The organism is Ruegeria sp. CDSC045, from assembly GCF_059610725.1.
Window position 1 is genome coordinate 232,956 of sequence record NZ_JBXWOE010000006.1, and the last position, 25,966, is coordinate 258,921.

General features: G+C 58.0%; 21 protein-coding genes and 1 tRNA gene. 11 read left to right on the forward strand and 11 right to left on the reverse strand.

Annotated elements, in window-relative coordinates; translation table 11 throughout:
* The first annotated feature begins 75 nt into the window (after positions 1-75).
* Complete coding sequence (locus tag AC2FH6_RS12940; protein ID WP_496702974.1) at positions 76-1,218, forward strand: DUF3095 domain-containing protein; 1,143 nt, start codon at positions 76-78, stop codon at positions 1,216-1,218.
* On the opposite strand, the gene AC2FH6_RS12945 is transcribed toward AC2FH6_RS12940, so the two are convergent.
* Together AC2FH6_RS12945 and AC2FH6_RS12950 are read right to left on the reverse strand one after the other, a co-directional pair.
* Positions 1,215-1,982 carry an HpcH/HpaI aldolase family protein gene (locus AC2FH6_RS12945; protein ID WP_281973863.1) on the reverse strand — a complete coding sequence of 256 codons (768 nt, stop codon included), beginning with the start codon at positions 1,980-1,982 and terminating at the stop codon, positions 1,215-1,217. The two genes, AC2FH6_RS12940 and AC2FH6_RS12945, sit on opposite strands and share 4 nt — an antisense overlap.
* A gap of 9 nt (positions 1,983-1,991) precedes the next feature.
* Positions 1,992-3,404 carry a pyridoxal phosphate-dependent decarboxylase family protein gene (locus tag AC2FH6_RS12950; protein WP_496693084.1) on the reverse strand — a complete coding sequence of 471 codons (1,413 nt, stop codon included), beginning with the start codon at positions 3,402-3,404 and terminating at the stop codon, positions 1,992-1,994.
* A 228-nt stretch (positions 3,405-3,632) separates the two neighbouring features.
* On the opposite strand from AC2FH6_RS12950, the gene hpaR reads away from it, so the two are divergent.
* A complete protein-coding gene (gene hpaR / locus AC2FH6_RS12955) occupies positions 3,633-4,085 on the forward strand; it encodes a homoprotocatechuate degradation operon regulator HpaR (protein ID WP_142637561.1) in 453 nt (150 codons plus the stop codon).
* A 616-nt stretch (positions 4,086-4,701) separates the two neighbouring features.
* Entirely contained in the window at positions 4,702-5,400 is a 699-nt protein-coding gene (locus AC2FH6_RS12960; RefSeq protein ID WP_496693083.1) for a fumarylacetoacetate hydrolase family protein, read from the forward strand.
* Here AC2FH6_RS12960 and AC2FH6_RS12965 read toward each other — a convergent pair.
* Positions 5,393-6,607 carry a winged helix-turn-helix domain-containing protein gene (locus AC2FH6_RS12965; protein ID WP_496702975.1) on the reverse strand — a complete coding sequence of 405 codons (1,215 nt, stop codon included), beginning with the start codon at positions 6,605-6,607 and terminating at the stop codon, positions 5,393-5,395. The genes AC2FH6_RS12960 and AC2FH6_RS12965 overlap by 8 nt on opposite strands.
* A 3-nt stretch (positions 6,608-6,610) precedes the next feature.
* Positions 6,611-7,636, reverse strand: coding sequence for a LacI family DNA-binding transcriptional regulator (locus AC2FH6_RS12970; RefSeq protein ID WP_142637565.1), 1,026 nt, complete (start codon positions 7,634-7,636; stop codon positions 6,611-6,613).
* Positions 7,637-7,751: 115 nt separating this feature from the next.
* On the opposite strand from AC2FH6_RS12970, the gene AC2FH6_RS12975 reads away from it, so the two are divergent.
* Positions 7,752-7,828 (forward strand) — tRNA-Arg (locus tag AC2FH6_RS12975).
* 430 nt (positions 7,829-8,258) lie between these two features.
* On the opposite strand, the gene AC2FH6_RS12980 is transcribed toward AC2FH6_RS12975, so the two are convergent.
* The 4 genes from AC2FH6_RS12980 to AC2FH6_RS12995 form a co-directional block, all read right to left on the reverse strand.
* Positions 8,259-8,546, reverse strand: coding sequence for an HU family DNA-binding protein (locus tag AC2FH6_RS12980; RefSeq protein ID WP_142637567.1), 288 nt, complete (start codon positions 8,544-8,546; stop codon positions 8,259-8,261).
* A gap of 130 nt (positions 8,547-8,676) precedes the next feature.
* Positions 8,677-10,140: an AMP nucleosidase gene (locus AC2FH6_RS12985; RefSeq protein ID WP_496702977.1), complete on the reverse strand. Its 1,464-nt coding sequence runs from the start codon at positions 10,138-10,140 to the stop codon at positions 8,677-8,679.
* Positions 10,137-11,939: an adenine deaminase gene (ade, locus tag AC2FH6_RS12990; RefSeq protein ID WP_496702979.1), complete on the reverse strand. Its 1,803-nt coding sequence runs from the start codon at positions 11,937-11,939 to the stop codon at positions 10,137-10,139. Before ade ends, AC2FH6_RS12985 begins: the two co-directional genes overlap by 4 nt.
* A 143-nt stretch (positions 11,940-12,082) precedes the next feature.
* Positions 12,083-12,958, reverse strand: a complete 876-nt coding sequence (locus AC2FH6_RS12995) for a LysR family transcriptional regulator (protein WP_496693079.1) — start codon at positions 12,956-12,958, stop codon at positions 12,083-12,085.
* A gap of 116 nt (positions 12,959-13,074) precedes the next feature.
* Between AC2FH6_RS12995 and AC2FH6_RS13000 the strand changes: the two genes are divergently transcribed.
* A complete protein-coding gene (locus AC2FH6_RS13000; protein WP_271952596.1) occupies positions 13,075-13,830 on the forward strand; it encodes a class II aldolase and adducin N-terminal domain-containing protein in 756 nt (251 codons plus the stop codon).
* A 12-nt stretch (positions 13,831-13,842) separates the two neighbouring features.
* Positions 13,843-14,832 (forward strand): sterol desaturase family protein, encoded by a 990-nt coding sequence (locus tag AC2FH6_RS13005; RefSeq protein ID WP_271952593.1) that lies wholly within the window; start codon positions 13,843-13,845, stop codon positions 14,830-14,832.
* On the opposite strand, the gene AC2FH6_RS13010 is transcribed toward AC2FH6_RS13005, so the two are convergent.
* Positions 14,829-15,770 carry a GlxA family transcriptional regulator gene (locus AC2FH6_RS13010; protein WP_496702981.1) on the reverse strand — a complete coding sequence of 314 codons (942 nt, stop codon included), beginning with the start codon at positions 15,768-15,770 and terminating at the stop codon, positions 14,829-14,831. The two genes, AC2FH6_RS13005 and AC2FH6_RS13010, sit on opposite strands and share 4 nt — an antisense overlap.
* A 77-nt stretch (positions 15,771-15,847) precedes the next feature.
* Between AC2FH6_RS13010 and AC2FH6_RS13015 the strand changes: the two genes are divergently transcribed.
* Genes AC2FH6_RS13015 through AC2FH6_RS13025 form a run of 3 tightly spaced genes read left to right on the forward strand, consistent with a single transcriptional unit; the run spans position 15,848 to position 19,799 of the window.
* Positions 15,848-17,008 carry an acyl-CoA dehydrogenase family protein gene (locus tag AC2FH6_RS13015; RefSeq protein WP_496702982.1) on the forward strand — a complete coding sequence of 387 codons (1,161 nt, stop codon included), beginning with the start codon at positions 15,848-15,850 and terminating at the stop codon, positions 17,006-17,008.
* A complete protein-coding gene (locus AC2FH6_RS13020; RefSeq protein ID WP_496690500.1) occupies positions 17,005-19,023 on the forward strand; it encodes an acetate--CoA ligase family protein in 2,019 nt (672 codons plus the stop codon). The genes AC2FH6_RS13015 and AC2FH6_RS13020 overlap by 4 nt, the downstream gene beginning before the upstream one ends.
* Entirely contained in the window at positions 19,020-19,799 is a 780-nt protein-coding gene (locus AC2FH6_RS13025) for a carnitinyl-CoA dehydratase (RefSeq protein ID WP_142637585.1), read from the forward strand. The genes AC2FH6_RS13020 and AC2FH6_RS13025 overlap by 4 nt, the downstream gene beginning before the upstream one ends.
* A 6-nt stretch (positions 19,800-19,805) precedes the next feature.
* On the opposite strand, the gene AC2FH6_RS13030 is transcribed toward AC2FH6_RS13025, so the two are convergent.
* Complete coding sequence (locus AC2FH6_RS13030) at positions 19,806-20,438, reverse strand: class I SAM-dependent DNA methyltransferase (RefSeq protein ID WP_496702984.1); 633 nt, start codon at positions 20,436-20,438, stop codon at positions 19,806-19,808.
* Between the two features lie 88 nt (positions 20,439-20,526).
* Here AC2FH6_RS13030 and AC2FH6_RS13035 point away from each other — a divergent pair, with 88 nt between their 5' ends.
* The gene (locus AC2FH6_RS13035; protein WP_496702986.1) at positions 20,527-21,372 is read left to right on the forward strand and encodes an SDR family oxidoreductase; all 846 of its coding nucleotides are present in this window, start codon (positions 20,527-20,529) and stop codon (positions 21,370-21,372) included.
* A gap of 4 nt (positions 21,373-21,376) precedes the next feature.
* Here AC2FH6_RS13035 and AC2FH6_RS13040 read toward each other — a convergent pair whose 3' ends face one another.
* Positions 21,377-22,996: a GMC family oxidoreductase gene (locus AC2FH6_RS13040; RefSeq protein ID WP_496702988.1), complete on the reverse strand. Its 1,620-nt coding sequence runs from the start codon at positions 22,994-22,996 to the stop codon at positions 21,377-21,379.
* 428 nt (positions 22,997-23,424) lie between these two features.
* Between AC2FH6_RS13040 and katG the strand changes: the two genes are divergently transcribed.
* The gene (gene katG / locus AC2FH6_RS13045) at positions 23,425-25,626 is read left to right on the forward strand and encodes a catalase/peroxidase HPI (RefSeq protein WP_496702990.1); all 2,202 of its coding nucleotides are present in this window, start codon (positions 23,425-23,427) and stop codon (positions 25,624-25,626) included.
* Positions 25,627-25,966: the final 340 nt, after the last annotated feature.

Genomic DNA, 25,966 nt, shown 5'->3' on the forward strand with positions numbered 1-25,966 from the left:
TGTGCTATGATGTTTTCAGCGGACATCGAACAAATTTGGGCTATCTGAAGGTCTATTCATATTGTCGAGGAACCAATGAAAGATGCACAGGCCGCATTTTATGACAGCCTTCCGCTGTTGCGGGACTTTAACAATCTGACCGATCCTGAACGCTTTACCGCGGTGCCGACGGAATGGGTTCTTGGTGTCGCAGATGTCGTGGATTCCACCGGTCAGATAGAGCGGGGACGATACAAGGCCGTGAACATGGTTGGGGCCGCGGTGATCTCGGCCATGATCAATGCGCTGCGCGGGCAAGAATTTCCCTATGTCTTTGGGGGTGATGGTGCCGGGTTCGCCGTACCGGCAAGCGCGGCAGAGGCAGCACGTAGCGTTCTGGCCGATTTGCGGCGCTGGGCGGAAGAAGAGTTCGAGATCGCACTGCGCGGGGCCGTCGTGCCCGTCGCCGAAATCCGGCAGGCGGGCAAGGATCTTCGGGTTGCGCGTTACGCGCCATCCGAGGGGGTGGATTATGCGATGTTCTCGGGCGGTGGTCTGGCCTGGGCCGAGGCCGAGATGAAAGCAGGCCGGTTTGAGGTTCCGTACGCAGCCCCCGGTGCGCTGCCGGATTTGACCGGGCTGTCCTGCCGCTGGTCCAACAGCAAGGCGCAGAATGGTCAGATTGTCTCGGTGGTGGTGCAGCCAACTGCCCGCGCTACCGAGACCGATTTCGCCGACCTGTCACGGGCTGTTCTAGTGGCCGCTGAAGGATTGGACCGGTCCGGCCACCCGATGCCGGAAAGCGGCCCTCCGATCCGCTGGCCGCCGCCTGGTTTGGCGCTGGACGCCCATGTGTCCCGTGCGGGTCGCAATCTTTTGCTGCAGAAAATCAAGCTGTTGGCGCAGAATTTGATGATCGGGCTGCTGTTCAAATCTGGCAAGCGATTGGGGAATTTTGAGCCGGAACACTATAAGCGCACGGTCAGTCGCAATGCGGATTTCCGCAAATTCGATGACGGGCTGAAAATGACGCTGGATTGTGACCCGGCCACCCTGAACCAGATTCAGACCGTTCTTGAACAGGCCCGGAAACAGGGCAGGATCCGATACGGGCTGCACGCGCAGGATGAGGCGATGATGACCTGCTTTGTCCCCTCGGCCACCCGTGACGATCACGTCCATTTCGTCGATGGTGCCTCGGGCGGGTATGCTCAGGCGGCCTCGGCGATGCGGGCTTAGGCCTTCCACCTTGCGGCCAGGGCACGCGCCGCCTGTGTCAGCAGCATCACGTCGATCCCCACCGCCTGGAACTGGGCGCCCATGTCCTTATAGGCCTGCGATGCCTCATCCGTGACACCAAGAATGCCCGGGGCTTTGCCTGCTGCAACGATGCGCTTCATCGCGTCGGCGATCACCGCCTGGACCTCGGGCGCGGCACTGTTTCCCTGAAAACCCATGTCAGTGGACAGGTCAGACGGACCTATAAACACGCCATCCACGCCTTCTACCTGTGCAATGGCATCCAATGCGGCGATACCGGCGCGGTTTTCCACCTGTAACAGCAGACATATCTGATCGTCTGCGGTCTGAATGTAGTCCTGAACCGTTCCGTATTGCGTTGCGCGTGAGGCCATCGCGCCGACGCCCCGCACACCTTGGGGCGGATAGTGGCAGGCACGAACCAGATCGCGCGCCTGTTCGGCACTTTCCACCATCGGTACCAGGATTGTCTGAGCACCTGCGTCCAGCACCATCTTGATCAATGCGGTGTCGCCCACCGGGATTCGCACGACGGGATGTGTCGGACTGGCGGCCAGCGCGATCAGCTGATCCCGGATGGACCGGATATCATTCGGCGCGTGCTCACCGTCGATCACCAGCCAGTCGAATCCGGCAGTGCCCATGATCTCGGCTGTTACCGCCTCAGCAAAGCTGGACCAACAACCAATCAGATGGTCGCCGTTTTTCAGGGCTTGTTTGAACGTGTTGACGGGTGCGGACATGTGGAACCTCTAGTTTAGCGAGCGGGCGATTTCAGTGATCACGTCAAATGCCATTTGGACGTCTGCCTGCGTGGTTTCAAACTGACCGGCCTGAAAGCGGATCACCAAGTCGCCATCAACGCGGGTTTGAGTCAAGTAAATGCGGCCATCATCATTGATCGCATTGACCAGCCGTAGGTTCAGATCGTCCAGATCGGTTGACCCAAGGGGGGCATAGCGGAATGTCCACAATGACCACATAGGGTTAGTGGTGATTTCGAAATCGGATTCAGCTTTCAGCCGGTCATGCAGAGCCACTGACCATGTTATATGATTGCGCAACCTTTCACGTAGCCCTTCCAGACCATAGGCGCGGATGACGAACCACAGTTTCAGGGCTCGGAACCTGCGGCCCAGCGGTACCGACCATTCAGAATAATTTATGATCCCGTCCTTGCCGTGGGTCTTCAGGAATTCCGGGCTGATCGCGAGTGTCCGTACCAGGTCATCGGGGTCCTTCAGAAAATGGGCGCAGCAATCGAACTGAACGCCCAGCCATTTATGCGGGTTGAACACGATGCTGTCGGCTTGCTCGACTCCCTCCCAGTAATGGCGGTATTCGGGGCATATCATGGCCGAGCCAGCCCAAGCTGCATCGACATGCGAATATAGCCCGTATTTTTGCGCAATCTTCAGACATTCCTCTACCGGATCGGCCGCGCCGGTTCCGGTGCCGCCGACGCAGAGGATCACGCCGGTTGGTTGATAACCAGAGTCTAAATCGGCTTGGATTGCTGTTTCCAGCGCCTGTGGGTCCATCCCGCGCCAGTCGCCTTGTATGGGCACCCGCACCAGATTTTCCTGCCCGATCCCCGCAACCCATATGGCACGATCAACCGAGGTATGGACCTCGGCCGAGCAATATACGCGCAGCGGTTTCTGTCCGAACAACCCTTGTTGGTTGCCCTGCCAATTCAGCGCCTTTTCCCGCATGGTCAGCACAGCGGCTAGGGTCGCGGACGAGGCGGAATCCTGAATGACACCTGCAAAGCCCGTGGGCAGATCCAGGGCCTGCCGCAACCAATCCATCATCCGCGTCTCCATCTCGGTCGCGGCGGGGGATGTCTGCCACAACATGCATTGCGGAGCGATGGCGCTGGTTAGAAACTCGGCCAGAACCGACGGGGCCGAGGCGTTTGCATTAAAATAGGCAAAAAAGCGAGGATGTTGCCAATGGGTAATCCCAGGCATCACAATCTGTTCGAAATCGTGAAAGATTTCCTCCATCGCCTGGGAGCGCTCGGGAGGGCGCGCGGGTAAGGCGTTAAGAATATCACCGGGTTCCGTTCTGGCCCTAACCGGATTGTCGCCGACAGTCAGATGGTAATCCTGTGCCCACTCAGCAATCTTGGCGCCCCAATCCGAGAATTCATCCCAGTTCATTTTATTTTCCAATCTTCTCTGAACACCGCTTTCGATCCTGTGCCAGTGATGAATATCCGGGTTCAAACGTCAACGCCCTTTGCAGGAATCCAGTGGTCTGAGGTTTTTCTGAATAAGTTTCCGCAGAGAGAAATGGAATAATCTAGGCTCTAATAAGTGATAAATGCCTAGAATTCGGAACACGGAAAGGTCAGTTGAAGAATGAACCGAATTCGGCCAGAATTTAACATGGCTCATGAAATTCCATTGACGTCCCGGTCTTTGCCTATTGCGCTGCTGCGCGCGAGGGAACGGGTTATGGGGCCTATTCGTAGAATGCTTGTCGAGGCGGGCGTAACCGAACAGCAATGGCGGGTTCTGCGGGTGCTGGAAGAGGAAGGCCCGCAAGAGCCCACCCATATTGCTGACCGTGCCTGTCTGCTTTTGCCCAGCCTGACCCGCATTCTGCAAAAGCTTGAGGCCAAGGGCCTTGTCGTGCGGAAAAGCCATCCGGTCGACAAGCGCAGGCAGATTGTTGAGATCACGGTCAAAGGGGCAGGGATTATCCGGGATAACATCGACTATACGTTGCTTTTGGCTGAAGAAATCCGCAACACGCTGGGACCAGAGCGGCATGAGGCGTTGCTGGATCTTCTCAACGATCTGCACCAGTTGAAATTACAATCAGATTCTCGGGACTAACGGTGTGTGGGCTCCGCCAGAGGGCCTTTGTGACCTCTCTGGCGGAGTGGCCAGGCCCGAGTGGACCATGTGCCTGGCCTACAGCCGGATACGAGGGGTGTTCAAACGATCCGGCAACGTTTCAGAGAACATCAGATCCCGAAAATCGGGTTTTCTCAGACGCAAACTTACCCAGGGGGATGGGTGTTTGGCCGTGGTCCTCTGAATACTCGCACCCGGATTTCAGCGATTTCTGCCGTCCACGCGGGTGTCTTCGCAAGAAGGCGGAGGATTGGTGGTCCGCCGCCTTTGTGAGTGGTGACGTCTCAGTGCTGAACGCTTTCTGTTAGCAACAAGCTAGCGCGATACAGCGGTTTTCCAAGGTTTAACGGCTAAAAACTGAATGAGCTGTCGCCGTGTTTTCAGCCGCATGTTGAAAGTAAGCCCAGCGCCATAAGTAGCCATGTCTGCGAATTTTGAAACACGCGCAGGCTTACCGGTTCGATTTGGGCAAGCCTGTGCCGAATTATCCCCGAATTGTCGGCAAAAACCGGCGTGCGGGTTTGCAAGGATTGCGACTTGCTCTGGTTTATGCCCTTTAATATCCACTTTAACTAACCTGTTTTATGGCGGCATGATGATGGGTAGCCTGTTCTCTATTCCTGATCCGATCGCTTTGCCGGTTACCGGCGAGGACGACACATACCCGGTTGGGCGAATCTTTTGTGTGGGCAGGAACTATGCCGCACATGCGGCTGAAATGGGACATGAGGTCGACCGTGAGGCCCCTTTCTATTTCACCAAGGCCGCTGCAAACGCGGTCCTGTCTGGGGTGACGACGGCTTACCCTCCGGGGACCGAAAATTTCCACCATGAGATGGAGCTGGCTGTTGCAATCGGAAAGCCGGTTTTTCAAGCTGATACTTCTCAGGTGCAGGAAGCGGTGTTTGGCTTTGGCTGCGCCCTGGACATGACCCGACGTGATCTGCAAATTCGCGAGCGCAACAAACAGCGCCCTTGGGATCTTGGAAAAGATTTCGAGAATGCAGCCGTATTTGCCCCTCTGACCCGCGTGAGCGATTGGCAACCCGACCCGCAAAAACGCATCATTTTGCGCGTTAATGGCGAAACCCGGCAGGACGCAACCTTGGATGAGCTGATCTGGTCGATTGACGAGATCATAAGTCACTTGTCCGGCTATTATCATCTGCGACCAGGGGATTTGATCCTGACCGGAACGCCGGCTGGTGTAGGACCGGTTCAGCCCGGAGATTCACTGGAGGGGGAGATTGACGGGTTGCAGCCGGTCAAATTGAGTATATCAGACCCTAAATAGGGTCTTTTTGCCAATTCTCGGCAAATTCTATGTCATCCAACCCGGCAAAGCGACGAACCCGGTCCAGTTCGGCCTGTAGGCGGCGCGTGCGGGCATCTGACCACCGTACTGTTCGTTCTGGCCACAGGGCGCTGACCCGCAGCACCGACTGATCGCGATGGGCCTTCATGTCGATCCGGCCAATCAGCCGGTCGCCTTCGAGAAGCGGGAAAACATAATAGCCATAGGTGCGTTTCGGGGCGGGGACAAACACCTCGATCCGGTAGTGAAACCCAAACAGCCGCTGCGCGCGGTCACGGTCACGCAGCATCGGGTCAAACGGGCTCAGCACTCTGATCCGACCCGGCGCTGGGGGGATCTGCGCGGCTTGTTCAGCAACATCCGGGCGTGCAAACAGTTTCCTGACCTGACCATTGGCAAATTCGATCTCGATCTCTTCGACATGGCCCTCGGTCAAGGCGGTTTTGCACCAGCTTCGGGTTTCTGCGGTGCTGACCGTATCCCAAAACGCCGCCAATTCGCCCGAGGTCGCAAACCCCAGCCGGTCAAGTGCCGCATGGCACAACCAATCCACGGTCTGTTCGGCGTCATAAGGCATATTGCCGGGGCAAAGATGCGTCTCGATCACCCGTTCGGTCAGGTCATAGCGTTTCTGAAACCCCTGCCTGCCGATCACGGTCAGCGCGCCCGAGCGCCACAGGAACTCCAGCGCGGTTTTCGACGGGTGCCAATCCCACCAGCCGCCCGAGCCCTTCTTTTCGTCTTTTCCCACATCCGATGAGGAAACCGGCCCATGATCGCGGATATGCTGCAGGACGGTTTCGAACTGCTGCTCGAACCCATCCCTCCGCCAGTTTTTCCAGCGCGATTTCAGCAGGTTGGCGTCGCGTTGAAACCGCAGATGCCAATGGGGGTAGAATTCCATCGGAATGACTGCGGCATCATGGGTCCAATGTTCGAACAGCCCACGGTCACGTTCATACACATGCTTGAGGTTTTTGGCGCGATAGGCGGGCCTGCGCGAAAACAGGATCATGTCATGGGCGCGGGCGACCGTGTTGATACTGTCCAGCTGAACAAATCCCAGACGCCTGATCAATTCAAGCAGGTCAGGCCCTTTCGCAGCCCCGGACGGCTGTTCTGCCAGCGCGTGCCGGTCCATGAACAGGGCGCGGGCCGCCCGATTGTTCAGCCTTTGCATCGCCATGGGTCAGCGGCGTTTCAGCGTATCACCATAACTGATCTTGGGGGTCAGAGTTATGCGGTTTTCGACCTCGGAAGTGGGATCGGAAAGCTGAACGGCGATTATCTCGGCTGCCTTGCGCCCAATCTCGTGTCGACATGCATCCATTGTGGCCAGCTTGCGCGGCAGGCCCTGTAACAGTTCGACATTGTTGAACCCTGCCAAACCGATCTGGCCTGGAATGTCTATCCCCTGGTCCAACAGATACAGCAACCCGCCAGCACCAATCATGTCGTTGGAATAATACAGGAAATCCAGATCCGGTGAGCGTTCCAACATGGCTTGAGTCATCTCGCGGCCTTTGGCCAAGGCCGAGCCCCCGGAATAAAACTCGCGGTCTTCGATCTCGATCCCATGCTTGCCCAGCACTTCGGTAAAGCCTTCGAACCGTTTCCGAGCGCGGTGATCCAGGGGCATTTTGGTGCCCATAAAGCCGATATGTTCATAGCCCGCTTTCAGGATCGCCTGTGCCATCTCACGTCCAGCGCGGCGATGGGAAATCCCGACCATCGCGTCCACCGGCTTACCATCGGTGTCCATGATCTCGACCACCGGAATCCCCGCCGAATCCAGCATGGCGCGTGCGGCATCGGTATGTTCCAATCCGGCGATGATCACGCCCGAGGGCCGCCACGAGAGCATCTCGTACAGGACTTTTTCCTCTTTTTCGGGCAAATAATCGGTGACGCCGACCACTGGCTGTAGCTCGGTATCCTCAAGAATCTGATTGATCCCGGTCAGCACCTCGGGGAACACCATGTTCGACAGCGACGGGATGATCACCGCCACAAGGTTCACCCGGCTTGAGGCAAGCGCACCAGCGATTTTGTTCGGCACGTATCCCAGTTCTTTTGCTGCGGCCAGAACGCGTGTGCGGGTCGCATCCGACACGTCACCTCGATTGCGCAGAACCCGGCTGACCGTCATCTCAGACACTCCGGACGCTTCAGAAACATCACGAAGGGTGAGTGGGCGTTTGTTTTCTGTGGTCACGGGGTGCACCTGCGTTGTTGTTTTGTCCGATGGTAGCGTGAACAGGACGCATTTTACAACTGCCCTTCAAAGCCGATGACAACCCGAAAAAACCACGCTACAGAGAGTTTTGCGCGGCCCCGTGGCTCAACTGGATAGAGCAGCCCCCTCCTAAGGGGCAGGTTGCAGGTTCGAATCCTGCCGGGGTCGCCAAGTTATCTAATGAAATTACTTATTTTCCAAACTTTAGACAATTCATTCGCTTCGAAAGGTGACACATGACGAATAATTGGTTCGGATGAGCCAATCAAATTTTCCATCGCCGAGAATGAATTTCTTTTGGGGCGAGTGCAGCAAAACAAATTACTGGTCCGAAAGTAGACCGGAGATTGTCCGTTCTTGCTCTGTGACGGGGCCAGCCTCGCGAATTTGTGGCATTCGCCAGCTTAGGCCACCGGTCCTGTTGCGCACCCAGCTAATGAGCGCGGCGCTACGTTTATTCTTCGCTGATCTCAGATTGCATAACACCAGGCTGACCACGGCCGGCCTCCCAAAGCCTTACAAAAAATTGGCTTCAATAGGGGGTAAAAGAAAAAGGGCCCCCAAGCGGCGGCCCTTGATCGTTTTGCAGTGAAAGCTGGGATCAGCCGTTCACGCTGTCCTTCAGCGCCTTCGCAATGGTCATTTTGACCACTTTGTCGGCTTCTTTCTTGAACTGCTCGCCGGTGGCAGGGTTACGCACCATGCGCTCGGGGCGCTCGCGACAGTAGATTTTGCCGACACCAGGCAGGGTCACCGCGCCGCCCGCCGACACTTCGCGGGTGATCAGGCCGGTCATGGCCTCCAGCGCAGTGTTCGCAGCTTTCTTGTCGGTTCCCATTTCCTCAGCGAGAGCAGCAACCAGCTGAGTCTTTGTCATAGGCTTTGCCATTTCTTGGTCTCCTTAACGTGCCCGATAAATAGGGCCTCACCGCGTAACTGTAACGGGATATTGTAGGTGAACACAACGAATAGTAGCGTCGAAAACCCTAAAAATAGGGGGAATTCGTTGCTTTTTTGCTTCAGAGAAAGGCCGTTTCATCAAAGGAACGCAATTTCCGGCTGTGCAGGCGCTCCAGCGGCATGCCCCTCAGGTGCTCCATCGCACGAATTCCGATCGCGAGATGGCGGCTGACCTGCGTGGTATAGAAGGCAGAGGCCATGCCAGGAAGCTTTAATTCGCCGTGCAGCGGCTTGTCTGAAACACAGAGCAACGTGCCATAGGGAACACGGAACCGATAGCCGTTGGCGGCAATGGTCGCGCTTTCCATATCCAGCGCGATTGCCCGTGATTGGCTGAGTCGCTGTACCGGGCCGGATTGGTCGCGCAGTTCCCAGTTGCGGTTATCGACCGAAGCGACGGTGCCTGTGCGCATGACCCGTTTCAGCTCATAACCTTCCAGCTTGGTGACCTCGGCTACAGCCTGTTCCAGCGCAACCTGAATCTCGGCCAAAGGCGGAATCGGCACCCAGACCGGCAGGTCATCATCCAGAACCTTGTCTTCGCGCAGATAGGCATGGGCCAGAACAAAATCGCCCAATGCCTGTGTGTTGCGCAGCCCGGCACAGTGGCCAACCATCAGCCAGGCATGCGGGCGTAACACGGCGATATGATCGGTCGCGGTTTTGGCGTTCGACGGACCGACGCCGATGTTGACCAGCGTGATACCCGATCCATCCGCCCGCTTTAGGTGATAGGTCGGCATCTGCGGCAGCTTCAGGGGTTGTTCCAGCGCTCCGCCTTCGGTGGTGATCTCTACATTTCCGGTCGAGACAAAGCTGGTATAGCCACTGTCTGGTTCGGCCAGCTGCGCGCGTGCATAGTTTTCGAATTCCGAGACGTAGAACTGATAGTTGGTGAACAGCACATGGTTCTGGAAATGACTGGGATCAGTCGCAGTGTAATGTGCCAGCCGGGCCAGTGAATAGTCGACCCTTTGCGCAGTAAACAAAGACAGCGGGCCGTCTTCTTCCTCGTGGTCATGGACGCCATTGACGATGTCGTCATGGGTGGTTGTCAGGTCCGGTACGTCGAATACATCGCGCAGGGTAAATCCGGCGGCGCCCTGATGCGGAACGATCAGATCAGGATTGTTGGCCACGGCGAAATGAACCGGAATGGGTGTGTCCGAAGCCCCGATCGTGACCGGCTGGTCATGGTTTCTGATCAAAAGGGCAATCTGTTGGGTCAAATAGGACCGGAACAGATCTGGCCGCGTTACAGTGGTCGAGTGGATGCCCGGTTCCGAGACGTGACCAAAACTTAGCCGGCTGTCGACCCGCGCATAGGAGGAGGTTTTGATGCGAATTTCCGGGTAATAGGCTCTGAAGCGTTCAGTTGGTGCTCCGTGCTCGATCACATTGGCAAAGTTCTCGCACAGGAAGCTGGTGGCTTGCTCGTACAGTTCTTCCAACCTTGCGACCGCGGCTGCGGGATCGGTGAAGTTCTCGGGCGCGGGGGCCTTAGGTGCTCGTATTATTGTCATGCAAGGGGTTCCAAAAGATCGATCTTTTCAAATTTGCGCACATCCACCAGCCCGACATCCGAGATTCGCAATTCCGGGATCACCACCAGGGCCAGCAATGAGTGCTGCATATAGGCGTTGTTCAGTTTACAGCCACAGGCCTGCATCGCCCGAACCATTTGTTCGGCCTTGGCGGCCACTTCGGCTGCCGGGCTATCAGACATCAGTCCAGCGATGGGCAGTTCCACCAGCGCCAGTTCCTCACCGTCTCGGAAAATGGTGATGCCACCGCCGATCTCGGCCAGCCGATTTGCGGCAAGGGCCATCTGTTCGCGGTCGGTCCCAACAACAATCATATGGTGACTGTCATGGGCAACGGTCGAAGCCATTGCCATGCGCCCCTGATATCCAAACCCCGAGACAAAGGCATTTGTGACCCCGCCCGTTGCGCGGTGGCGTTCGACAAGCGCAATCTGGCAGACCTCACCCTCGGCTTCAACCAGGCCGCCAATGATGGGCAGTTCGGCCTTTAACGCTTTGGTCGGGGCTTGGTTTTCGACCACACCAATCACATTGGCCTGAACGCGGTTCGCCCCCTTAGGGGCCTCGATCTGAAAATCCGCGCTGGTCAGGGCATGGCCCAGATGCACGGTGTTTCGAGCGGCTGCAGGCCAATTCAGATGCGGGCAGTCCACAGTGATCTTGCCGTCCTCTGCCACGATTTGGCCGCGCGCTATGACAAGCTCGATGGGCAGGTCCTTCAGGTCCGAGCTGAGGATGATATCCGCCCTGCGCCCGGGCGTGATCGAGCCGATATCGCGCTCCAACCCGAAATGCGTGGCTGTATTGATCGTTGCCATCTGCAGCGCCACCAAAGGGTCGCAGCCACAGCTGATAGCATGGCGCACCACACGATTCATGTGCCCGTCATTTATCAGCGTGCCGGAATGGCAATCATCCGTGCACAGGATGAAGTTTCGAGAATCCAACCCTTTCTCGGTGATGGCGGTAATCTGACTTTCGACGTCATACCAGGCCGATCCCAACCGCATCATCGACCGCATCCCTTGACGCACCCGCGCGATGGCATCGGCCTCGCAGGTGCCTTCGTGGTCGTCGGCAGGGCCGCCTGCGACATAAGCTGCGAAATCAGGCCCTAAATCAGGCGAAGCATAGTGCCCGCCAACGGTTTTCCCTGCCCGTTGGGTCGCGGCAATCTCGGCCAGCATCTTGGGATCGCCATGAATGACGCCTGGGAAATTCATCATCTCGCCCAGTCCGATGATGCCCGGCCAGTTCATCGCCTCGGCCACGTCTTCGGGGGTGATCTCATAACCGGTGGTCTCAAGCCCTGGCGCCGATGGCGCGCAAGAAGGCATCTGGGTGAAAATGTTAACGGGCTGCATCAGCGCCTCGTCATGCATCATTCGAACGCCGTCCAGGCCCAGCACGTTGGCTATTTCGTGCGGGTCAGTGAACATGCTTGTCGTGCCATGAGGGATAACGGCCCCCGCAAATTCGGCCGGGGTCAGCATTCCTGATTCGATATGCATATGCCCGTCGCACAGGCCGGGCAGCATATACCGCCCCTCTGCCTCGATGATCCGGGTGTTCGGGCCGACGCAGTGCGAAGCATCGGGGCCAACATAGGCGATACGTCCATCGACAATCGCGATGTCATGATCGGGCAGGGCTTCGCGGCTGTGCACGTTAACCCAGATCCCGCTGCGGACAACAAGGTCAGCGGCTTGACGCCCTGCGGCGACAGCGATCAGACGGGGGGCGGTATCGGGCCAGCTTGGGAAAGGTGTGAATTCCATGGCCCAACTTTCCCGAACGCACGGAAAGGTGCAACCCCTGCTCGGCAGTTATCATGATTCCGTCATGCAGCGCGTCAGCGCTGTTGCGCCTAGCCCCGTGAAGGTCCCGTAAGAGCCGCTATGCTAGGCAGGAGAGCCACGGCCTAGCCAGGGAACGTTTTCGCAATCTCGCGCCGGACCCATTCGGCAAAGGCAATCGCTCCTGGTGACTCTTCTGCCTGAGGCGACAGCAACAGGTAATAGGCCTCTGGCACAACTGCGCGATACTCGAATGGTGCAACCAATCGACCTTCATCAATCAAGTCGCGCGCGATTGTGTCATGCGTCAGGCACAAGCCACCCCCGGCCATCGCAACCGACAGGCTGACCAGATAGGTGGTGGAATATGTGATCGGAGGATTTTCCCAAATTAGACCCTGATCTTCGATCCAATTCTGCCAATTCGACAGCAGGTTTGAGCAGTCATACAAGGGGGTTCGCTGTAGTGTATCCAGCGACACCTCATAGCCCGGCGCGCAAACCGGATAATAATGATCGGATCGCAGCAGTTCGGTTCGCACCGTGTCCGAAGGTCTGAGCGAAAATCGAATTTCTACCGCAGCCCCCTCCGCCATTTCCCGGGGCTCCCACAACTCGGTGAATATGTTCAGCTGTACAGACGGGTGTTCGGCCTGAAACATTGGAAGGCGGGGGGCCAGCCAGTTGACCGCAAAAGTGATGTTGCATTGTACCTGCACCGCGTTCTGCTGGGCCCCGGTCACGGCCCGCGTTCCGCGCAGTAATGTGCGAAATGCCTCACGCACGACAGGGAGATAGCTGATCCCGGCCCCGGTCAATTCAAGTGCGCGGGGACGGCGCAGGAAAAGCGGTTGGCCAAGATAGGCCTCAAGCGACTTGATTTGCTGGCTGACTGCACTTTGTGTCATGTTCAGGTCGCGCGCTGCAGCGGTAAAGGACAGGTGGCGGGCCGCGGCCTCGAAAGTCCGAAGCCAACCCAACGGGGGCAGCTGTTTTTGCATGGGCATAACCTGGCCATTAGTTCAGCTTATGAAATAGGCGCGATTTTTTCGTTGGTCAATTTTTTCTACTGCGGGCACGATTTTCCAATCAAGCAATCCGCTGACAGGAGACGGAAATGAGCGTTGCCAGCTTGCGCCCCAATATTGACCATTGGCCTGAACGTGTGGATTTGGCGGCCACATTTCGATGGGCTGAACGTCTGAATATGCACGAAGGGGTCGCAAACCATTTTAGCTTGGCGGTGAATCAGGACGGCACGCAATTCTTGATGAACGCCAATCAGATGCATTTTGCACGAGTCAAAGCATCGAACCTGCTATTTCTGGATGCCAAAGACGCTGATGTCATGACCCAACCCGGCGCACCGGACCCAACTGCCTGGGGCCTGCATGGTTCGATTCACCGGCACTGTCCTCATGCCCGCTGTGTAATGCATGTGCATTCCATCTTTGCCACGGTTCTGGCCTCGTTGGCCGACAGCACATTGCCGCCGATCGATCAGAACACCACTACGTTTTACAACCGTTATGTGGTCGATCACGAATTTGGTGGACTTGCTTTCGAAAGCGAGGGGGAACGTTGCGCAACCATGCTGGCAGACCCAAAAAAGAAAGTCATGATCATGGGTAATCATGGGGTTTTGATTTTGGGCAGTAACCCGGCAGATGCCTTTAATAGACTCTACTATTTCGAACGCGCTGCTGAAACGTATATCCGTGCCTTACAGACGGGCCAACCCCTGCGCGTTTTGTCAGACGAGATTGCGGAAAAGACAGCTCAGGAACTGGAAGAATATCCCGATCAGGCCGAGGCACATTTGCGTGAGATCAAGGCCCTGTTGGATGCCGAAGGCTCGGATTACGCAAGCTGACGAGAGACCGTGATGCCGGACACTGACCAAAATCCCGAGGCCGCCCGCTGGAATTACCACCCCGATGGGCCTGTGGCTTTGAACCCGCTGTTTAACTGGCCGCCCCGCCTGTCTGCAGTGTTGAAATGGTATGGTGGTGCATGGCTTCAGGTCACTGCCCTGACCCTGTGCCTGGGGCTTGCGGTGGTGGCCTATGTGCTGTTTTTCCCGGGTTTAGAGACGATGAAGACCTTCCAGCCCGGCTGGATGTTCCGAATCTGGTTGCTGAACATGGTGCCTCAGATTCTGGTCGCGGGCGGGCTGCATTGGTGGCTGTACATGCGCAAAGGGCAGGGCATGTACAAGAAGTTCGACCGCCGGGATCTGACCCGGGACAACGGGACCTTCACCTTTCGCAATCAGGTCTGGGACAATATCTGGTGGACCCTGGGCAGCGCCATGAGTGTCGCCACGATTTACCAATGGGGGATCTATTGGGCGATGGCAAATGGCTATGTCCCCACGGTCACATGGTCCGCCGCACCGGTCTGGTTTGTGATCTGGATGTCGCTAATCCCCATGTGGTCGGGGCTGCATTTCTATTGGGTGCATCGGCTGGAACATCACCCCAAGCTCTATAAACATGTCCACGCCGTGCATCACCGCAACGTCAATATCGGGCCGTGGTCGGGGATATCAAATCACTGGTTTGAGAACCTGTTGTACTTCACCACCTATTTCATCCACCTGATCGTGCCGTCGCACCCGATACATTTGTTATTCCACGCCTATTTCCAGCAGGTCAGCCCGGTTCTGTCCCATTCCGGGTTCGAAAAGCTGAAAGCCGGGGAGACCGAGGCCGCCCGCGCAGGCGATTTTTTCCACCAGCTGCATCACCGGTATTTCGAGTGCAACTATGGCACCTCAGAGATCCCGTTCGACAAGTGGTTTGGCACCTATCATGACGGCTCGGCCGAGGCGACGACACGCACGCGGGCCTATAAAAAGCAGATGTATACCTAGCCGACCCTCAGGGCGCGCGGAGTGATCCCGAACTCGGCCCGGAAGGCACGGGTCAGGGCGCTGGGGTCGTCGTACCCGGCGCGCAGGGCGATCTCGCTGACGGTCAGGTCGGTCTCTGTCACCAGTTTCCGCGCCAGATTCAGGCGCAAGCGGCGATAGACCTGGGCCGGACCTGCGCCAAGCTCGGCCTGCATGCGCGTGGACAACGCCTTGTGCGAGCGTCCGACCTGTCGGGCGATCTCCGTAATGGGCAGCGGAGTTTCAAGATTCTCCTGCATCTGCGCCAAGGCCTTGTTCACATACCCACTGGTTGCCCCGACCCCTCCGGAATGCGACCGCGCGGAATCGCGGGTCATGAACAGTTGCGCCACCTCGAGGGCCAGCGCCTGCCCGTGGTCCTGACCGATCAGGTGCAACACAAGATCAAACGCGGCCATGGCGCCGGAACAGGTAATGCGATTCCGGTCTAGGACATACCGCTCGCGCCGGGCGTCGATCTCGGGGAACCGCTCGGTAAAGCCGGTCAGCTCTTCCCAATGGATGGTGGCGCGATACCCGTCCAGCAGTCCGGCCAGCGCCAGCAGCCAGCTTCCGGTGTCCAGCCCAGCCAGAACGTCATAGCGATTTGCGGCGGATCGCAATCCGGTCAGCGTCGGCCAGCCGCCATGCGCGCGAAACCCATAGGATGGCATCACCATCAATGTACCGCCGCGGGCAGATTGCAGTCTTGCGTGCGGCGTAACCTGCAACCCCGAGGATGATGTGACCGGCCCTTCTGTCAGCGACAGGAATTCCCAGTCATACAGTTTTCGTCCAGCCAGCGAATTGGCCGCACGCAGGGGTTCGACGGTGTTGGCAAGGCAATGGTTTGAAAACCCATCAAAAAGCAGGACCCCGAATTGCTGCATCGCGGCAGGCGATTTTGTCCATCTTCGCATGGTTAACGTCTATTTCTGCACGATGAACTTTGCAACCCGGGCCACGATATCGCATGCCCCAGATGTGGAGACCGCAGATGCAATATGGCCTGACCGACGAGCAAGAGATGATCGCCGCGACTGTTCGCAGTTTCGTCGAGAAAGAGATCTATCCACATGAAGAGCTGGTTGAACGTACCGGCGAAGTTCCGCAGGAAATAGCGGATGAGATCAAGCGCAAGACAATTGAATTGGGTTTCTATGCCTGCAATTTTCCCGAAAGCGTCGGATGTGCCGGGCTGAACCATCGGGAATTTGCACTGGTCGAGCGCGAACTGGGCCGGGGATCGATGGCCTTGAACCACTTCTTTGGCCGTCCGCAAAACATCCTGATGGCCTGCGAGGGCGAGCAAGTCGAACGCTATCTGATGCCCGCAGTTCGGGGCGAAAGGATGGATGCACTGGCGATGACCGAACCAGGTGCAGGTTCGGATGTGCGTGGTATGAAATGTGCCGCAGTTCGAGACGGCGGAGATTGGGTCGTCAACGGGACCAAACATTTCATCTCGGGCGCGGAGCATGCCGATTTCATCATCGTTTTCATCGCGACGGGTGAAGATCAGACGCCAAAAGGTCCAAAGAAACGGATCACAGCCTTTCTTGTGGATCGCGGCACGCCGGGATTCACCATCCGGGACGGGTATAAATCGGTCAGCCACCGGGGCTATAAGAACATGGTCCTGGATTTTGACAATTGTCGCCTGCCCGACAGTCAGGTGTTGGGCGAGGTCGATGGCGGGTTCGAGGTGATGAATACCTGGCTATATGCCACCCGCATCACCGTGGCGACCATGTCGGTCGGACGCGCACGTCGCGCCTTTGACTATGCGCTGGACTATGCAGCCACGCGTGAACAATTCGGTCAGAAAATCGGCAAGTTCCAGGGCGTGTCATTCCAGATCGCCGATATGATCACCGAAATCGATGCCGCTGACCTGTTGACACTGGCAGCGGCCGACCGGCTGGACAAAGGGCTGCCTGCAAACCGCGAGATTGCCTCGGCCAAGCTCTATGCGTCCGAAATGCTGGCACGGGTGACTGACGCCGCGATTCAGGTGCATGGCGGCATGGGGCTGATGGACGATTACCCGCTGGAACGGTTCTGGCGCGATGCGCGTGTCGAACGCATCTGGGACGGTACAAGCGAGATTCAGCGTCACATCATCAGTCGTGAGCTGTTGCGGGCACTTGGCGCATGACAACGGCGCTGGCACGGGCGTTGAACCCCAGCTCCATTGCTGTGATCGGTGGTGGGGCTTGGTGCGCGTCAGTCATTCAACAGGCGCGCAAGTTCGGGTTTCAGGGCGATATCTGGCCGGTCCATCCCAAAGCCGCCGAGGTCGCCGGAGAGCGCGTTTTTGCGCGGCTCGAGGATTTGCCCACAGCCCCGGATGTGGCCTTTGTGGGCATCAATCGTCATGCAACAATCGAGGCGGTTCAGGCGCTGGCAGCGATCGGGGCAGGGGGTGCGGTTTGTTTCGCGTCGGGGTTCACCGAGGCGCGAGCCGAGGATGATCTGGGCGCCGATCTGCAGGACCAGTTGATTGCAGCCGCCGGGGAAATGCCTGTTCTGGGTCCCAACTGCTATGGTTTCGTCAACGGGCTGGACCAAGTCGCAGTCTGGCCGGATCAGCATGGGATGCAACCGGTGGAACGAGGCGTAGCGATCCTGACGCAAAGTTCGAATATTGCAATCAACATGACCATGCAACGCCGGGCCCTGCCGCTGGCGTTCATGCTGACCTGCGGGAATCAGGCGCAGACACATCAGGCTGACGTTGCCTCAACACTTCTGGACGACGACCGGATCACCGCTATCGGTGTTCATATCGAGGGGTTTGGCGATCTGCGAAAATGGGAGGCTTTGGCCGACAAGGCACGCAGACGGGGCGTATCGGTCGTTGCTTTGAAAATGGGCCGCTCGTCCCATGCGCAGGCGGCGACGATTTCGCATACCGCGTCTTTGGCAGGTGGTGATGCGGGCGCGCAGGCGTTTCTGGACCGGTTGGGAATCGCACGGTTGGACGACATTCCCAGCTTTTTGGAATGTCTCAAGCTGTTGCATGTTACGGGGCGATTGCGCGGCAGCGGGTTGGGTACCATCAGCTGCTCGGGCGGTGAGGCCAGCCTAGCCGCAGATATGTCCGAGGGGCGCGATCTGCATTTCCCGCCATTGACCAAGGTGCAGCAAGCTGACCTGCGCGCAGCTTTGGGGCCCATGGTGGCGTTGGCGAACCCGCTGGACTACCACACCTATATATGGCGCGATACCAAAGCGATGACCCGCGCGTGGTCGGCGATGACCGGGCCGGAACAAGCCATTACCATTGCGATTGTCGACTATCCTCATACCGACGCATCGGATTGGGAATGTGCCACCCAAGCGGCGTTGAACTGCGCTGCCCAAACCGGGCGACCTTTTGCCGTTGCCGCGACCCTACCAGAACTTTTGCCAGAGGAAGTGGCGCAGCGCCTGCTGGTCGGCGGTGTGGTGCCTTTTGCCGGTCTGCATGAAGCCTTGGCTGCGGTTGAGGCCGCCGCGCGGCCGGTTGCGGCACCGGCTGATCCGGTACTGTTGCCCTCGCAGGCTGAGGCAAACCATGTCTTGACCGAAGCAGAGGCCAAACGGGCGCTGGCAGATCATGGTCTGCGGATTCCTCAATCCGTAGTGACGCGTCCGGACAAGGCTGCGCATGCTGCATCGAATCTGACGGCTCCATTCGCGGTCAAGGGCGTCGGGCTTGCGCATAAATCCGAACACGGTGCGGTGCGCCTTGGCGTCGGCTTGGACGATCTGAGCGCGGTTGCGACCGAGCTTGGAACCGACGAAGTTCTGATCGAAGAGATGGCCCAAGGCGGTGTTGCCGAGTTATTGATCGGCGTCACCCGTGATCCGGCCCATGGCTATGTTCTGACGCTAGGGGCTGGAGGCGTGCTGACCGAAATTCTGCGCGACAGTGTTTCAGTGCTGATCCCGTCATCCCGGGACGTGGTCCGTCAGGCGCTGGGCAAGCTGAACTGTGCGCCGTTGCTTGCGGGGTATCGCGGTAAACCGGCGGCGGATACCGAGGCGATCCTGAATGCAGCCGAGGCTGTGCAAGCCTATGTTATTGCCAATGCAGCCCATGTCAGCGAAGTTGAAATCAATCCACTCATCTGCAATCCCGATGGCGCTGTGGCCGTGGATGCTCTGATCCGAAAGGCACGTATATGAACCCGGTTAAAACCAAGCGCGATGGCGCGATTCTGCAGGTCACTCTGGACCGACCCAAGGCAAATGCCATTGATCTGGCCACCAGCCGGGTCATGGGTGAAGTGTTCCGCGAATTCCGCGATGATCCTGAGTTGCGCGTGGCCATCCTGACCGGTGGTGGCGAAAAGTTCTTTTGCCCGGGGTGGGACCTGAAGGCCGCCGCGGACGGAGACGCCGTGGACGGAGATTATGGAGTCGGCGGTTTTGGCGGGCTGCAGGAATTGCGGGATATGAACAAGCCTGTCATCGCCGCGGTGAACGGGATTGCCTGTGGTGGAGGGCTGGAACTGGCGCTGAGTGCGGATATGATCATCGCTGCAGAGCATGCCAGCTTTGCCCTGCCCGAAATCCGGTCGGGCACCGTGGCCGATGCGGCCAGTGTAAAGCTGCCAAAACGCATCCCCTACCATATCGCGATGGAACTGCTGCTGACTGGCCGCTGGTTCGATCCGGTTGAGGCAAAAGGTTGGGGCCTGATCAACGAGATCGTCCCAGGTGATCAGCTTTTAGACCGGGCATGGGAACTGGCCCGTTTATTGGCCAGCGGCCCCCCGCTGGTTTACGCGGCGATCAAAGAGATCGTGCGCGACGCCGAAGATTCCAAGTTTCAGGATGCCATGAACCGGATCACCGGGCGGCAGTTGCCGACGGTGGACATTCTATATGGTTCTGAAGACAACCTCGAAGGCGCGCGCGCCTTTGCCGAGAAACGCGACCCGGTCTGGAAAGGGCGCTGAGCGGGTTCAGATCTTCTCGAACATTGCGATAAGGGCGGTATCGTCCCGGTTGGGCCCGGCAGCCAGGTCGCCGTAGATTCGAACTTCGGGCAGGGACAGGTTTTGTATCTGCCCATGGGCAAGCTGGTGCAGTGCGTCAGCAAATCCCAGAGATTCGTAGTGTTTCGCGTTAATCGACAGAGCGAATTGCGCGCCTGTCCGGGCCACGTTCAACAGCGCGGGCAGGGCCTCGGGGCCGAGATGGCCATGGGTAAATGTGCCCGAGGACACAATGCCCGAATAGCTGTCGCGCGGCACCGGGATGCCCTGGTTCAGGTCAGCCTCAATCGCGTCGCGGTAGATGTCTTTGCGCAGGGCCTGATCCAGCATCTCGGCGCTGATATCGGTGGCGTCGATCGGACCAACGCCCAACCCGGCCAGTACCGCACCGCAAAGCCCGGTGCCTGCACCGACATCCAAAACCGGACCCTGTCCCCCGGCGCTGACAAAGGCGCGGGCTGTGTGGATATGCAACTGATAGTCCTCGCGCGCCGCAAAACCGTCATCATAGTCGCCAGCCCATTCGGCATAAAGCCGTTTGTGGTCCTCGGGGCTGTCTAGCGCATAAGCTGCCTGCAGGTCGGGCGATTTTGTACTCATGACTCATGAAAGGCGTATGTGGGGATTCGAATCAAGTATCCAGTGCGGGTGCTTGCATCTTGGACCATTGGCGATCATCAAGAAGGATATGGTTAAGACACTCTTTTCATTCGGTCACGGATATTCGGCGCAGGCCCTGTCGCGGCATCTTGAACCGGCGGGTTGGCGCATATTCGGAACTACGCGCGATCCGGCGCAATCGGGTGCGGTCCGGGCATCCGGTGCCGAACCGGTGATCTGGCCCGGTCAGAAGGTTAATTTGGACGGGGTAACACATCTGTTGATTTCGACCGCGCCGAATGCGGGCGGAGATCCGGTGCTGGCGGCGCTTGGCGACGAAATCGCTGACCGCGCAGGTCAGTTCGATTGGGTCGGATACCTTTCCACAACCGCAGTCTATGGGGACCACAAAGGCGGTTGGGTGGACGAGGCGACCCTTCCTTCACCAATGGCCGAGCGCGGCAGGTGGCGCGTCCGGGCCGAGACACAATGGCAAGACATTCCGGGCCTGCCCGTCCACATCTTTCGCCTTGCCGGGATATATGGCCCCGGGCGCGGCCCATTTTCCAAACTTAAACGGGTGGGAATGCGCCGCATAATCAAACCGGGGCAGGTGTTCTCGCGCATCCATGTGGCGGACATCGCGCAGGTGCTTGCGGCGTCGATGGCATCGCCGAACCCGGGTGCGATTTACAATGTCTGTGACGATGAGCCGGTGCCGCCACAGGATGTCATCGCCTATGCGGCTGAACTGCAAGGCCTGCCTCTGCCCGCTGCGGTTCCGTTCGACCAGGCCGATATGTCTCCGATGGCCCGAAGTTTCTATAATGAAAACAAGCGGGTCAGGAATGACCGGATCAAGGATGAACTGGGTATCCGGCTTTTGTATCCGGATTACCGCGCTGGACTGCAGGCCCTGATGAAGGACGGCTGAGCCCTTATCGGGCGGTGGCTTTGATCAGGTCCGCGGCTTTCTCGGCGATCATGATGGTTGGGGCGTTGGTGTTTCCCGAGACCAGAGTCGGCATGACCGATGCATCGACCACGCGCAGCCCCTCGATCCCGCGCACGCGCAGCTCGGGGTCAACCACGGCCATCGCATCCACACCCATTTTGCAGGTTCCGACCGGGTGATAGATCGTATCGGCGCGAGCGCGAATATGGTGCTCCCAATCCGCATCGGTCTGAGCGTCATCCATGCCGTACATCGCTTTGTGCCGGAATTTACTGAAGGCCGGCGCGTGCAGAATGTCTTTGGTCATACGCGCGCCCTTGATCAGCGTGTCCAGATCGCGGTCATCGGACAGGTAAGCCGGATCAATGGCCGGAGCGGCAAAAGGATCGGCGCTGTGCAGCCCGACCGTGCCACGGCTTTCGGGGCGCAATTTGCACACATGGCAGCCGAACCCATAGCCATAATGCAGCTTCCTTGCATGATCATCGGCCAAGGAAATGACGAAGTGCAGCTGGATGTCGGGGCGATCCAAAGCCGGGGAGGTTTTCAGAAACGCGGCGCCCTCGGCAAATGGCGTGGCCGCCATCGACTTACCGGTCTTACGCCAGCGCCAAATATGTCCTGCCAAATTCAGTGCGGCAGCGGCACCGATGCCGAATGTGTTGGTGTCCCGGGTTTTATAGAGCAGCGTGAAATCCAGATGGTCCTGCAGGTTCTTGCCAACACCCGGCAGGTCGTGCCGCACCTCGATCCCATGTTTGACCAGATCATCAGCGGCACCAATCCCGGATAGCTGCAACAACTGCGGAGTTTGAAGTGCACCGGCGCAAACCAGAACCTCGCGCCTGGCGGAGACAGTGATATCCGCACCTTTGGCCTTTTTCCTGTACACCACACCGGTGGCCCGCTTTCCTTCAAAGGTCAGCTCTTTGGCATGGGCGTCGGTAATGACCGTCAGGTTCGGGCGGTCCATGACCGGAAAGACATAGGCCGCCGCTGCCGAGCATCGCTCGCCATTCTTCGACGGGTCGTGAAACTGTGTGACCTGATACAGACCAACGCCCTCGTTATCGCCCCGGTTGAAGTCCCGGTTTCGGCGGTGCTGCATCTGTTCGGCAGCTTCAATAAAGGCAAGCGTGATCGGGCGCGGCTGTTTCTGGTTTGACACGTGCAGAGGGCCGCTGTCGCCGTGATGGTCGTCGGCGCCATCTTCGTTATGTTCGGACATCTTGAAATAGGGAAGGACGCTGTCCCAGTCCCAACCGGCACAGCCCAGTTCAGCCCAGCCATCATAGTCCTGACGCTGACCCCGGACGTACAACATTGCGTTAATCGCGCTGGACCCGCCCACCGTCTTGCCGCGCGGCTGATATCCTTTGCGGCCGTTCAGCCCCGGTTGGGCCACGGTTTCAAATGCCCAGTTGTTGATTTTCGGCCGCCCCGGCAGCGAGGCCACTGTTGCCGCGGGCAATCTGGTAAGCATGCCGTTGCCGCCGTTTCCGGCTTCAAGAAGGCAGACACGTATTCCAGGATCTTCGCTCAGACGACCGGCAAGAACCGAACCGGCGGATCCTGCGCCGACAATTACATAGTCAAATTGCATTCAGACTCCAAAAATTTTCGGAACCGGCAGTCAAATACGCCGGTCAATCTGTATTAGGCGCGGATCCGAACAAAAGAACCCGCGCTCGTGTCGTTCATAAAGACAGTGGTCGCATACGGATGAAAAACAAGGGCTGTGGTCTATATGTGACCCAAGGTTATTCAGGGATTTGAAAATTGCTCCGATTGCACGGGATCCGGGGATGTTCTCTTCATAATTATTTCCTATGGTTTTCATCATTAAACAAAACTTTTATGCATGAATGCAATTTGCTATTTCTGACTAGGTCAGGACTTCAGGAATACCGATACCCTTGCCAGATGCTCAGTGTATTTGGATGGGGAAAACGTGTCTTGAATCTGTGTTCTTGATTACCACGAATTTCACTGCGCAAGATCGCCGGATATTAGCTAGGATTGGAGACCGATATGGACGGAAGTGATAACCCCAAAGCAGGCGGATGCCCTGTGATGCACGGCGCTGGAACCCGTTCCAACCGGGATTGGTGGCCGAACCAGCTAAACCTGTCGATCCTGCACCAGCACGGAGCGGCTTCGAATCCTCTGGGTTCGGATTTCGACTATGCCGAAGAGTTCAAAAAGCTGGATATGAAGGCGCTGAAAGAAGACCTATATGCGCTGATGACGGATTCACAGGAGTGGTGGCCGGCGGATTATGGCCATTATGGTGGTCTGTTCATTCGGATGGCCTGGCATAGTGCAGGCACCTACCGGACGGCAGATGGCCGTGGCGGGGCCTCGACCGGGAACCAGCGTTTTGCGCCGCTCAACAGTTGGCCGGACAACGGTAACCTCGACAAGGCGCGTCGTCTGCTGTGGCCGATCAAGCAAAAATACGGAAACCAGATTTCCTGGGCTGACCTGATGATCCTGGCAGGTAACTGCGCCATCGAATCCATGGGTGGCAAAACCTTTGGTTTTGCCGGCGGCCGTGCCGATATCTGGGCCCCCGAAGAAGACATCTATTGGGGAACCGAGACAGAATGGCTGGCCCCGACCGACAATCCGCAGAGCCGGTATTCCGGTGAGCGCGATCTGGAAAACCCTCTGGCCGCAGTGCAGATGGGCCTGATCTATGTAAACCCTGAAGGTCCGGACGGAGAGCCCAACGTTCTGGCTTCGGGTCGTGACATCCGCGACACCTTTGGCCGTATGGCAATGAATGACGAGGAAACCGTTGCTCTGGTTGCTGGTGGTCACACCTTCGGCAAGGCGCATGGCGCGGGCGATCCCGATCTGGTCGGCCCCGAACCCGAAGCCGCCCCGATCGAAGAGATGGGCTTTGGTTGGATCAACAAGTTTGGGTCCGGCAAGGGTGACGATACCACCACTTCAGGGGTCGAGGGCGCATGGACCGCAAATCCGATCCAATGGGATAACGGCTATTTCGACCTGCTGTTCGGATATGACTGGAACCTGACCAAAAGCCCTTCGGGCGCGTGGATTTGGGAACCGGTAAATGTCAAAGAAGAAGACATGGCCCCGGCGGCGCATGACGCGTCGAAGAAGGTCAAAACCATGATGACCACCGCCGACATGGCGATGCGCATGGACCCGATCTATGGTCCGATCTCAAAGCGTTTTCACGAGAACCCGGAAGAATTCGCTGACGCTTTCGCCCGTGCATGGTTCAAACTGACCCACCGCGACATGGGCCCGCGTTCGAATTACATCGGCGAGGAATCTCCGGCCGAGGAACTGCTGTGGCAAGACAATGTCCCCGCCGTGGATCACGAGCTGATCGGTGACGCGGATGTGGCCGAGCTGAAGGCTAAGATCGCGGCCACTGGCCTCTCGGTGTCCGAGCTGGTTTCGACCGCATGGGCTTCGGCCTCGACCTTCCGCGGCTCGGACAAGCGCGGCGGTGCCAATGGCGCACGTATCCGTCTTGCTCCGCAGAAAGACTGGGACGCGAACGAACCGATGAAGCTGGCCAAGGCACTGACCGCGCTTGAGGGCGTTCAGGCGGCGTTCAACGGCGCACAATCCGGGGGCAAGAAAGTGTCTCTGGCCGACGTGATCGTTCTGGCCGGTAATGTGGGTGTCGAGCAGGCCGCCAAGGCCGGCGGTCAGGAGGTTGAGGTTCCGTTCACCCCGGGCCGCACCGATGCGACGCAAGATCAAACCGATGTGGACAGCTTTGCCGTGCTCGAGCCCGAGGCCGACGGCTTCCGCAACTATCAGAAGACGGATTATTCGGTTTCGCCCGAAGAGCTTCTGGTCGACAAAGCCCAGCTGCTGACGCTGTCGGCGCCTGAAATGACTGCGCTGGTTGGCGGTCTGCGCGTGATCGGCGCCAATTTTGGTGACACCAAGCATGGTGTGTTGACCGAACGCGTCGGCACGCTCAGCACCGACTTCTTCACCAACCTGTTGGACATGGGCACCGAATGGAAACCCGCGGGTAAAGGCGTCTATGAAGGTCGGGACCGCGCCAGCGGTGAGGTCAAGTGGACCGGTACCCGCGTCGATCTGGTCTTCGGCTCCAACTCGCAGCTGCGGGCTCTGGTCGAGGTTTACGGTCAGGCAGGCGCAGAAGGCAAATTTGTCTGCGACTTCGTCTCGGCCTGGAACAAGGTCATGAATGCAGACAGGTTCGATCTGAAGTAAGCCTGCGACCTTCGCAGAATTTGCGCCGTCCGAGGAGACTCGGGCGGCGTTTTGTTTGCCCTGGTTCCGGGCGCATACCCAGCATTGGGTACGATTCCGCCCAGGGGCTGTTCTTTCCCCCGTTCCGTGCGGTCCGTTACCGGCTCGGAAGAGAGAATTATTAAGCTAACCTATTGTTTTCATTAACCTAGAGAAGTTTCTGTTAAGAAATGCAAAGTTTTTTCAGATTGGGGGTTGCAGGTCCCAGACCTAATCCGTAAATACCCCTTCACCGGCGCTGCTGAGGCGCTTGGGACACACTGGAGAGACGGTGGGACGGGTTGGAGAGACGGCCGGACGC

Coding starts and splice junctions, on each gene's coding strand:
- AC2FH6_RS12940 (WP_496702974.1), top strand. CDS start 76: ATGAAAGATGCACAGGCCGCATTTTATGACAGCCTTCCGCTGTTGCGG.
- AC2FH6_RS12945 (WP_281973863.1), bottom strand. CDS start 1,982: ATGTCCGCACCCGTCAACACGTTCAAACAAGCCCTGAAAAACGGCGAC.
- AC2FH6_RS12950 (WP_496693084.1), bottom strand. CDS start 3,404: ATGAACTGGGATGAATTCTCGGATTGGGGCGCCAAGATTGCTGAGTGG.
- hpaR (WP_142637561.1), top strand. CDS start 3,633: ATGGCTCATGAAATTCCATTGACGTCCCGGTCTTTGCCTATTGCGCTG.
- AC2FH6_RS12960 (WP_496693083.1), top strand. CDS start 4,702: ATGATGGGTAGCCTGTTCTCTATTCCTGATCCGATCGCTTTGCCGGTT.
- AC2FH6_RS12965 (WP_496702975.1), bottom strand. CDS start 6,607: ATGGCGATGCAAAGGCTGAACAATCGGGCGGCCCGCGCCCTGTTCATG.
- AC2FH6_RS12980 (WP_142637567.1), bottom strand. CDS start 8,546: ATGGCAAAGCCTATGACAAAGACTCAGCTGGTTGCTGCTCTCGCTGAG.
- AC2FH6_RS12985 (WP_496702977.1), bottom strand. CDS start 10,140: ATGACAATAATACGAGCACCTAAGGCCCCCGCGCCCGAGAACTTCACC.
- ade (WP_496702979.1), bottom strand. CDS start 11,939: ATGGAATTCACACCTTTCCCAAGCTGGCCCGATACCGCCCCCCGTCTG.
- AC2FH6_RS12995 (WP_496693079.1), bottom strand. CDS start 12,958: ATGCAAAAACAGCTGCCCCCGTTGGGTTGGCTTCGGACTTTCGAGGCC.
- AC2FH6_RS13000 (WP_271952596.1), top strand. CDS start 13,075: ATGAGCGTTGCCAGCTTGCGCCCCAATATTGACCATTGGCCTGAACGT.
- AC2FH6_RS13005 (WP_271952593.1), top strand. CDS start 13,843: ATGCCGGACACTGACCAAAATCCCGAGGCCGCCCGCTGGAATTACCAC.
- AC2FH6_RS13010 (WP_496702981.1), bottom strand. CDS start 15,770: ATGCGAAGATGGACAAAATCGCCTGCCGCGATGCAGCAATTCGGGGTC.
- AC2FH6_RS13015 (WP_496702982.1), top strand. CDS start 15,848: ATGCAATATGGCCTGACCGACGAGCAAGAGATGATCGCCGCGACTGTT.
- AC2FH6_RS13020 (WP_496690500.1), top strand. CDS start 17,005: ATGACAACGGCGCTGGCACGGGCGTTGAACCCCAGCTCCATTGCTGTG.
- AC2FH6_RS13025 (WP_142637585.1), top strand. CDS start 19,020: ATGAACCCGGTTAAAACCAAGCGCGATGGCGCGATTCTGCAGGTCACT.
- AC2FH6_RS13030 (WP_496702984.1), bottom strand. CDS start 20,438: ATGAGTACAAAATCGCCCGACCTGCAGGCAGCTTATGCGCTAGACAGC.
- AC2FH6_RS13035 (WP_496702986.1), top strand. CDS start 20,527: ATGGTTAAGACACTCTTTTCATTCGGTCACGGATATTCGGCGCAGGCC.
- AC2FH6_RS13040 (WP_496702988.1), bottom strand. CDS start 22,996: ATGCAATTTGACTATGTAATTGTCGGCGCAGGATCCGCCGGTTCGGTT.
- katG (WP_496702990.1), top strand. CDS start 23,425: ATGGACGGAAGTGATAACCCCAAAGCAGGCGGATGCCCTGTGATGCAC.